This is a genomic window from Nonomuraea sp. B10E15, assembly GCF_039871615.1.
GTDB lineage: Bacteria > Actinomycetota > Actinomycetes > Streptosporangiales > Streptosporangiaceae > Nonomuraea.
In genome coordinates, this window is record NZ_JBDPMB010000002.1 from 492,623 (window position 1) to 500,085 (window position 7,463).

Consider the following 7,463-nt stretch of genomic DNA (forward strand, 5'->3'; position numbering starts at 1 on the left):
AGGCCTGATACCCCACCGGTATCCTGCGTTGGTGGACGGGCTGGAAACTCGCGAACTTCGGTATTTCGTGGCGGTGGCCGAAGAGCTGCACTTCGGCCGTGCCGCGGAGCGCCTGAACATGGCCCAGCCGCCGCTGTCCCGCGCCATCCAGCAGCTGGAGCGCCGCCTGGGGGTCGTGCTGCTGGACCGGGGCCGCGGGGGCGTCTCGCTCACCACCGCAGGTGAGACCATGCTGGTGGAAGCCCGAGCGGCACTCGATGCCGTCGCCGCAGCCGTACGCCGCACCCGCCGCGCCGCATCGGCGCAGTCCTCCCTGGTGCTCACCACGAAGGCAGGCGCCTCCCACGAGTTGCTGAAAGAGCTTCTCGACTCCTACGCCGCACGGCCCGGTGCCGTGGACATCGACGTGGTGTTGTGCGAGATCGGTGAGCAGCGGAGACTCCTGCGCGACGGTCGTGCCGACGTGGCGATCATGCACGCTCCTTTCGACGTGATGACCGGCCTCGACAGCGCTGAGATCCTGACGGAAGGCCAGGTCGCCATCGTGCCGGCGTCGCATCCGCTCGCCCGGCGCTCCAGCCTGACCATGGCCGAGGTCAGCGATGTCCCCGACCTGCCGATCGCCCGCTGGCCGCGCCATGACGACACCTATCCGCCCGGCCCAGGACCAGAGGTCCACAGCCAGAGCCAGCTGGCCCAACTCGTCGCTCTCGGGCGAACGCTCCTGGTCATTCCCGCGTCCAGCCGCGCCTGGCAGTGGCCGGAACACGCCGCGGTCCCCGTTCTCGACGCTCCTCCGGTCACGACCCTGCTCGCCTGGCCCGCCGGGGTGCGATCCACGGCACTGGCCGAACTCGTGGAAACGGCCGGACGCCTGAAAGAGGGCGGCAGAGCGCACCCTTGACAACCTTTGCCAGGTTCCGGGCGCAGGTTCCGGGCGCAGGTTCCGGGCACTGTGGGCCGCTGGGCTCGATCTCGCGTGACCCTCCCACGCACGCCGAAGGCGGTGGCCCGCGCCACCGCCTTCGACTCGCGCGGACCAGGTCCGCGCCACCACCCTCGACGTACGGGAACTATGCCTGCGCGCCGACCGGCTCGGGCGCGGCCTGCGGCGTCGCGGGGGAGGCGGGCGCCCGGCGGGAGGGCTTGGTGCGGGGGAACAGCACGACCGTGGCCAGGATGGTGGCGGCGGTGATCCACCAGGCGGTGGCCAGGCCCAGGTGCATCGCGACCCAGCCCAGGCCCGCCGCCGCCACGGCGCCGCCGGCCTGCAGGAGCAGCGAGTCGACCGACAGGAGCGTGGTGCGCTCCGCCGAGGTGGCACGCCGGTGCAGCATCTCGCCGCGGAGCAGTTCGCTGATGCCGCACCCCAGGTAGAGGGTGACGTAGCCGAGCCCGGCGAGCACGATGCCCAGGGTGCCGCCGAGCGGGGTGGAGGCGGCGAGGATCGACAGGGCCGCCGCGGTGACGCAGGTGCCGATGACGGCTCCCCGTCGCGAGCCGCGCGCCACCCGGGCGGCCAGGGGGGCCAGCGCGCTGCCGAGGGCGCTGCCCGCGTAGCCGATGGCGCCGACCACGGCGTAGATCATGCCCGCGCTCTCCGGCTGCCCGGTGAGGTCCTGCAGCCGGCTCGGGGTGAAGATCTCGATGGAGGTGAGCACGACTCCCACGCCGCCCGCGACGAGCAGCAGCCTGGTGATGGCGCGCTCGCGCAGCCCGCTGCGCAGCCCGCCGGTGATCGCGACCGGCACGCCGCGCAGCACGTGTGCGAACGAGGCGCGGCGGCGCGGCGGCTCGGGCATGGCCACGAGGGTGACGACGAACTGCACGGCGGCGGCCGCGGCGGCCAGCAGCATGGGCACCGACAGCGGGACGAGCGGGCCGAACGACCAGGACGAGGGCAGCGCCAGCGGAACGATGCCGCCGACGAGCGTGCCGCCGCACAGCGCGATGGATGACATGGACGCGCCGCGGGCCAGGCCGGGCTTGAGGTTGGCGTCGGGGCCGTCGATGGTGTGCATGGTGTCGACGTACCACGCCTGGGCGGGGCCGCTGGCCAGGGCGCGGGAGACCGCCTTGAGCACGAAGGCGACGGCGAAGAGCCCGAAGCCGGTGGCCAGGCCCATCAGGAGCAGGCTCGCCAGGGCGAAGACGGCGGAGGCCGCGATCGTCGTGCGGCGGCCGATGACGTCGGCCAGCCCGCCGGTGGGCAACTCCAGGGAGACGACCGCGATGGAGTGGATCGCCATGACGAGGCCGACGGTGGCGACGTCCATGCCGCGCTGGAGCATCAGCAGGACCATGGGCGCTCCCATCAGGCCGGCAGGCAGCCAGGCGAGGAAGCTGATGAGGGCGTAGCGGCCGGCTGCGGCGCGGGCGGTGAGGGGCGCTGTGGTGGCTGAGTCCGCTGTCATGTCTTCACGATAGATTCGCAAAGACATTTTTGCAAATACAATTTTGCGATCTTGGCACGAAAAAGGGCGGACCGTGGTGGTCCGCCCCTTCTACCTGCGGGTTCAGCCGATGCTAGTCCCAGGGCGTGTCGTCGTTGGTGGGGGTGGGGCCGTCCCAGGGGGTGTCGTTGGTGGGGGTGGGCTGGTCCCAGGGGGTGTCGGTGGTGGGGGTGGGTCCGTCCCAGGGGGTGTCGGCGTAGGCGATGGCGGTGGCGGGGCCGAGCAGGGTGGCGAGGGAGATCGTGGCGGTGATGACGATCTTCTTGATCTGCATGGCGGGGACCCCTTCACCTGGGCTTTCGGCTGGTTGCTGCGATGCCTCAGAAGGTATGGAAGGCGTCATTCGCGGCCCTATCGCGCGGCTTATCGCCGCCGGGCGGTTCCCGTGATAGCGCCACGATGGGGCCATGATGGCCAACTTCCCAACATAAGAGGCATGAGTCCTATCGCCGTGGGCGCGTCGCCGGCAGAGGGAGGCCAAGGATGGAGATGAGGACGAGAGACGACGAACCGCCGAGACCGCCGGCGTGGGACGCGCTGGAGCACGCGTGGCAGCACGCGTCCACGGGCGCGAGCCGGTTCGCCGAGGTGGCCGGCGATCCCGGACTCGGCAAGTCCCATCTGCTCGGCCTGCTGGCCGAACACGTGCGCTCCCATGGCGGGACCGCGGTGCTGGCCAGCGCGCGATCCGTACCGCGCGGCCCGTACGCGCTGCTGCAGGACGCCTGCGAGTGCCTCGGTGAGGACCTCGGCCTGGACGAGTGCGACCCCCACGACCCCCACGCCGTCGGCAGGCTCATGCGCGACCGGCTCGGACAGCGCGCCGGCGGCGGCCCCCTGCTGGTCGTCCTGGACGACGCGCACGCCGCCGACGAGGCATCGCTGCGCGCTCTGTGCTTCCTGACCAGGCACCGTCCCTCCGGCCCGCTGCTCGTCTGCGTCTCCTACCGGCCGCGACAGGCGCCCGCGCTGCTCGCCTCGGTGCTGGCCGGCCTGGACCGCGAGGACACCCGCCTCTCCCTCGCGCCCGCCTGCGACGCGACCGCGGCCCGCCTCCTTCGCGCCGACGCCGACGACGTTCGGGTCAGGCCCGTCAACCGATTCTGCGAGGGCAACCCGCTGTATCTCGCCGCGCTGGCCAAGGGACGTGGACTCGATCTCGTCCCGCCGGGCGGAGACTGGCGGCAGCCCCTCCTGCCGCCGGGCGTCGCCGCCGAGCTGACCCGCGACCTGGCGGAGCTCGGTGCGACGGCGCAACTCGTCGCGCGTGCCGCCGCCGTGGCCGGCGAGCGGTTCAACCTCGGGCTGGTCACGGCCATCTGCGGCATCGACGGCGAACGCGTCCTGCTGGGGCTGGACGAGCTGGTCAGCGCGGACGTGGTACGCCACTCGGAGCGGAACTACGCCTTCCGCCACCCGCTGACCTGGAAGGCGACGCTGGAGACCACCGGGCACGCCTGGCGGATCACCGCGCACCGGCGCGCGCTGGACGCGCTCAAGGCCCGCGGGGCTCCGGCCCAGGAGTACGCCGGACACCTGGAATGGGCCGCCGGCGAGGACGGGCCGTCGTTGTCGCGGGAGTTCGCCGCCGCGGGCCGCGCCGTGCTTCCGGTACGTCCCGCGCTCGCGGCCCACTGGCTCGACCTGGCCGTCCAGCACGCCCCCGGCCAGGGCCCCGGCCTTCTGCTCGACCGGGCCGCCGCGACCCTCGATGCCGGCCACCTCCGCCGGGCCTACCGGCTCTCCCTGGAGGCGTCCGACACCTCGCTCGAGGCCGGCTCGCCGGACCGGGTGCGGGCGTTGCGGATGGCGGCGTACGCGGGCCGCCTGCTCGGGCGGACGGCCGAGGCGGGAGCGCTGCTGTTCGAGGCGCTGGACGTCGCCGAGGAGCCGGGAGATCGGGCCGAGACGGCGCTGTGGCTGGCGATCACGCAGCTCTCGGACGTGGAGCCCGGGCTCGACCTCTGCCGGCTGCGGCAGCAGCTCGGCCACCTCGCCGCGCACGGTTGCCGGGTCACCCGCGCCCTCTGCTCGGCCGTGCACGCCGTGTGCGAGGCCCTCATGGGCGAGGGCGGCACGTCGAACGATCTGCGTACCGCGATCCGGCTGGTCGACCAGACGCCGGACGCCGAGCTCGCCGGCCGGCTCGATCTGGTCGCCTGGCTGTGCTGGGCGGAGCTGCGCCTGGAGCGGCACGCGGACGCGCTGCGCCACAGCCGCAGGGCCGCCGCCCTCGCTCGCGCCGCCGGCCGTGCCGTGCCGCTCGGCCTGCTGCTCACGGTGGCGGGAAGCGCGGCGGGGTACCTGAGCCGTCCGGCCGAGTCGGCCGCGGCGCTGGACGAGGCGGTGGCCGTACTGGCCGGCGAGGATCATGCCTACCTGCGGGCGCACGCGTTGATCGAGCGGTCGGCGACCGCGCGGCGGGGCGGTGACCTGCCGGCCGCGGCACGCTGGGCCGGGCGCGCGCTGGCCGCGACGCCCGACCGGCTGGCGGCCGCGCACCTTTCCGCCGCACGCCTGGGCGCGGGGGAGGCGCCGGAGCGGGACGCGGGGGAGTTCCTCCGGCACGCAGGCGGCCCGCGGCTGTCCGCGCTGCCGGCGCTGTACCGGGCGGACTTCTACCTGGCCGTGATCACGGCGGGCAGGGTGCTGGGGCTGACCGACCAGCTCGCGCACTGGGGAGAGCTCCTGGAGAAGGAGGCGGACGCGACGGGGCTGGCCGGGCGGATCGGCCTCAGCATGGTCGCCTCGGCGACGGCGCTGCTGGCCGCCGGTCAGCCGGCCAAGGCCGCGGCCAGAGCGGCGGCGGCGGCCGACCTGATGGACCGGGAGGGGGCTTCCGGCTCGGCCGCGCACGTCCGCGCCCTGGCCGAGTCGGTACGCGGCCAGGCGGAGGAGCGTTCCCGTACGCCCGACGGCACCACGATGGACCTGCTCACCTGCCGCGAGCTGGAGATCGCCGAGCTCGTCAGCAGCGGCGTCACCAACGGCCAGGTGGCCCGCCGCCTGGGCGTGAGCGAGAAAACCGTGGAAGGGCACCTGTCCCGCGTCTACAGAAAACTGGACATTCCCTCGCGCGCCGCCCTGGCGACATTGTTCACCCGGTCGCATTTCGGCGACCCGGCCATTGATCAGGGGAATTCCCTGACCCGGCAGGACGAGGGGATTCCCCGGCTGTTGCCGGGCTGAATACCCGGAGAACCTGGTCTCATCGGCCTCTTGACCACTGACGAGGAGCGACCGGAAATGACGAGCGTAGAGATATTCGAAGACCTCGGCCAGCGGGACGCATTCGGCCCTCTGGTGTCCCGGACCCGCAAATTCCTGGTGTCCAGTGTTCCCTCCGATTCGCACATGTGGAACCTGGTCGCCCTACAGATCCTCCTGGAGGAGATGGGACACGAGGTCGTCAATCTCGGCGCCTGCGTTCCCACGGACCTGCTGCTGCGGCAGTGCCACGCGGAGCGCCCCGACTGCGTGGTCATCAGCAGCGTCAACGGCCATGGCCACATCGACGGGGCCCGGCTCATCACCGCCCTGCGCGCCGACCCCGGGCTCGCCGGGCTCAACGTCGTCATCGGGGGCAAGCTCGGCGTCGAGGGCGAGGCGAACAGCCAGTTCGAGCAGGAGCTGCTGGAGCTGGGGTTCGACGCGGTGTTCCACGTCGGCGCGGGAGACTCCGCCCACGCGATCGAGGCGTTCCGCCGCTACATCGGCTCGCATGTGCAGCAGGTGACGTGATGGTGCGCTCGCTGTTCACCGAGTTCGTCGCCCTGGTCAGGAAGACCGGGACGCTGATCGTGCAGCCGAGGATGGGCTTCGACGATCCGGCTCTCATGCGACGAGGGCTGCTGGCCGTACGGTCGGCGGGCGTGACGGCGATCGGCACCGTCACGCTGGACAGCTACACGCGCCAGGGGGAGCACGACCGGGCCGAGATGGCGGTCGAGTCGGGCCTGCGGCTCAACGGCTACCCGCTGGTCGCGCACGGGGCGGAGACCACCGCGCGCATGCTCGACGGCGTCATCGGCGCCGGTTTCCCGGTCCAGGTGCGGCACGGCTCCCCGTTCCCCGAGCAGATCTTCCGCGCCATGCTCGACGCCGGCGTGGACGCCTCGGAAGGGGGGCCGGTCTCCTACTGCCTGCCCTACAGCAGGATGCCGCTGCGCGAGTCCGCCGTCGCGTGGTCCAAGGCCGCCCGGCTGCTGGCCGAGCAGCGCGAGCGGGGCGTGTCGTGCCATCTCGAATCGTTCGGCGGCTGCATGCTGGGCCAGCTCTGCCCGCCGAGCCTGCTGGTCGCGCTCTCCGTCCTGGAATGCCTGTTCTTCCAGGAGCACGGCGTGCCGAGCGTGTCGGCGAGCTACGCCCAGCAGACCCACCAACGGCAGGACGCCCAGGCCCTGACGGCGCTGCGGCGGTTGTGCGCCGAGCATCTGACCGGCGTCGACTGGCACGTGGTGCTCTACACGTTCATGGGGCTCTTCCCCGAGAGCGTCACCGGCGCGCAGCAGCTCATCAGGGAAAGCGCCCGGCTGGCCGCGGCCACCGGGACCGAACGGCTCATCGTGAAGACCGTCGCCGAGGCGCATCGGATCCCCTCCATCGAGGAGAACACGGCGGCGCTGCGCCTGGCCCACGACGCGGCTCGGGAGCAGGCCGGGCCCGCCTCGACCCCGTCCGCCGACGCGGACTCGGAGATCTATCACCAGGCCAAGGTGCTCGTGGACGAGGTACGCGGCCTGGCCCCCTCACTCACGCAGGCCCTGCCGGCCGCCTTCGAGCGCGGGCTGCTGGACGTTCCGTACTGCCTGCACCCCGACAACCGCAACCGGACGCGGACCGTGATCGGCGCCGACGGGCTCCAGTGGAGCGACACGGGCGCCATGCCCATTCCCGCAGGCCTGGGCGGCGGGCGCATCGGCTCCCGCCGTTTCCTGGCCGACCTGTCGTTCCACCGGCGCAGGCTCGACCCGGCCCCGCAGGCGAACTTCTCTTCGAGAGCCAGGTGAA

Annotated in this window: 6 protein-coding genes; 4 read left to right on the forward strand and 2 right to left on the reverse strand. The window is 72.7% G+C overall.

Annotated features, from left to right (window positions below; all coding sequences use genetic code 11):
* Positions 1-31 precede the first annotated feature (31 nt).
* Positions 32-904 (forward strand): LysR family transcriptional regulator, encoded by an 873-nt coding sequence (locus tag ABGB14_RS11330; RefSeq protein WP_347643549.1) that lies wholly within the window; start codon positions 32-34, stop codon positions 902-904.
* Positions 905-1,073: 169 nt separating this feature from the next.
* Here ABGB14_RS11330 and ABGB14_RS11335 read toward each other — a convergent pair whose 3' ends face one another.
* Both ABGB14_RS11335 and ABGB14_RS11340 read right to left on the reverse strand, forming a co-directional pair.
* Positions 1,074-2,414 carry an MFS transporter gene (locus ABGB14_RS11335; RefSeq protein ID WP_347643550.1) on the reverse strand — a complete coding sequence of 447 codons (1,341 nt, stop codon included), beginning with the start codon at positions 2,412-2,414 and terminating at the stop codon, positions 1,074-1,076.
* Positions 2,415-2,526: 112 nt separating this feature from the next.
* The gene (locus ABGB14_RS11340; protein ID WP_347643551.1) at positions 2,527-2,727 is read right to left on the reverse strand and encodes a hypothetical protein; all 201 of its coding nucleotides are present in this window, start codon (positions 2,725-2,727) and stop codon (positions 2,527-2,529) included.
* A gap of 215 nt (positions 2,728-2,942) precedes the next feature.
* Here ABGB14_RS11340 and ABGB14_RS11345 point away from each other — a divergent pair, with 215 nt between their 5' ends.
* The 3 genes from ABGB14_RS11345 to ABGB14_RS11355 are packed head-to-tail and all read left to right on the forward strand — an operon-like array spanning position 2,943 to position 7,462.
* Positions 2,943-5,642, forward strand: a complete 2,700-nt coding sequence (locus ABGB14_RS11345) for an AAA family ATPase (protein WP_347643552.1) — start codon at positions 2,943-2,945, stop codon at positions 5,640-5,642.
* Between the two features lie 57 nt (positions 5,643-5,699).
* A complete protein-coding gene (locus ABGB14_RS11350) occupies positions 5,700-6,194 on the forward strand; it encodes a cobalamin-dependent protein (RefSeq protein ID WP_347643553.1) in 495 nt (164 codons plus the stop codon).
* Positions 6,194-7,462 (forward strand): methylaspartate mutase, encoded by a 1,269-nt coding sequence (locus ABGB14_RS11355; RefSeq protein ID WP_347643554.1) that lies wholly within the window; start codon positions 6,194-6,196, stop codon positions 7,460-7,462. The genes ABGB14_RS11350 and ABGB14_RS11355 overlap by 1 nt, the downstream gene beginning before the upstream one ends.
* Position 7,463 lies beyond the last annotated feature (1 nt).

Excerpts from the sequence above, each read along its gene's own strand:
- ABGB14_RS11335 (WP_347643550.1), bottom strand. The coding sequence starts at position 2,414 with ATGACAGCGGACTCAGCCACCACAGCGCCCCTCACCGCCCGCGCCGCA.
- ABGB14_RS11340 (WP_347643551.1), bottom strand. The coding sequence starts at position 2,727 with ATGCAGATCAAGAAGATCGTCATCACCGCCACGATCTCCCTCGCCACC.
- ABGB14_RS11345 (WP_347643552.1), top strand. The coding sequence starts at position 2,943 with ATGAGGACGAGAGACGACGAACCGCCGAGACCGCCGGCGTGGGACGCG.
- ABGB14_RS11350 (WP_347643553.1), top strand. The coding sequence starts at position 5,700 with ATGACGAGCGTAGAGATATTCGAAGACCTCGGCCAGCGGGACGCATTC.
- ABGB14_RS11355 (WP_347643554.1), top strand. The coding sequence starts at position 6,194 with ATGGTGCGCTCGCTGTTCACCGAGTTCGTCGCCCTGGTCAGGAAGACC.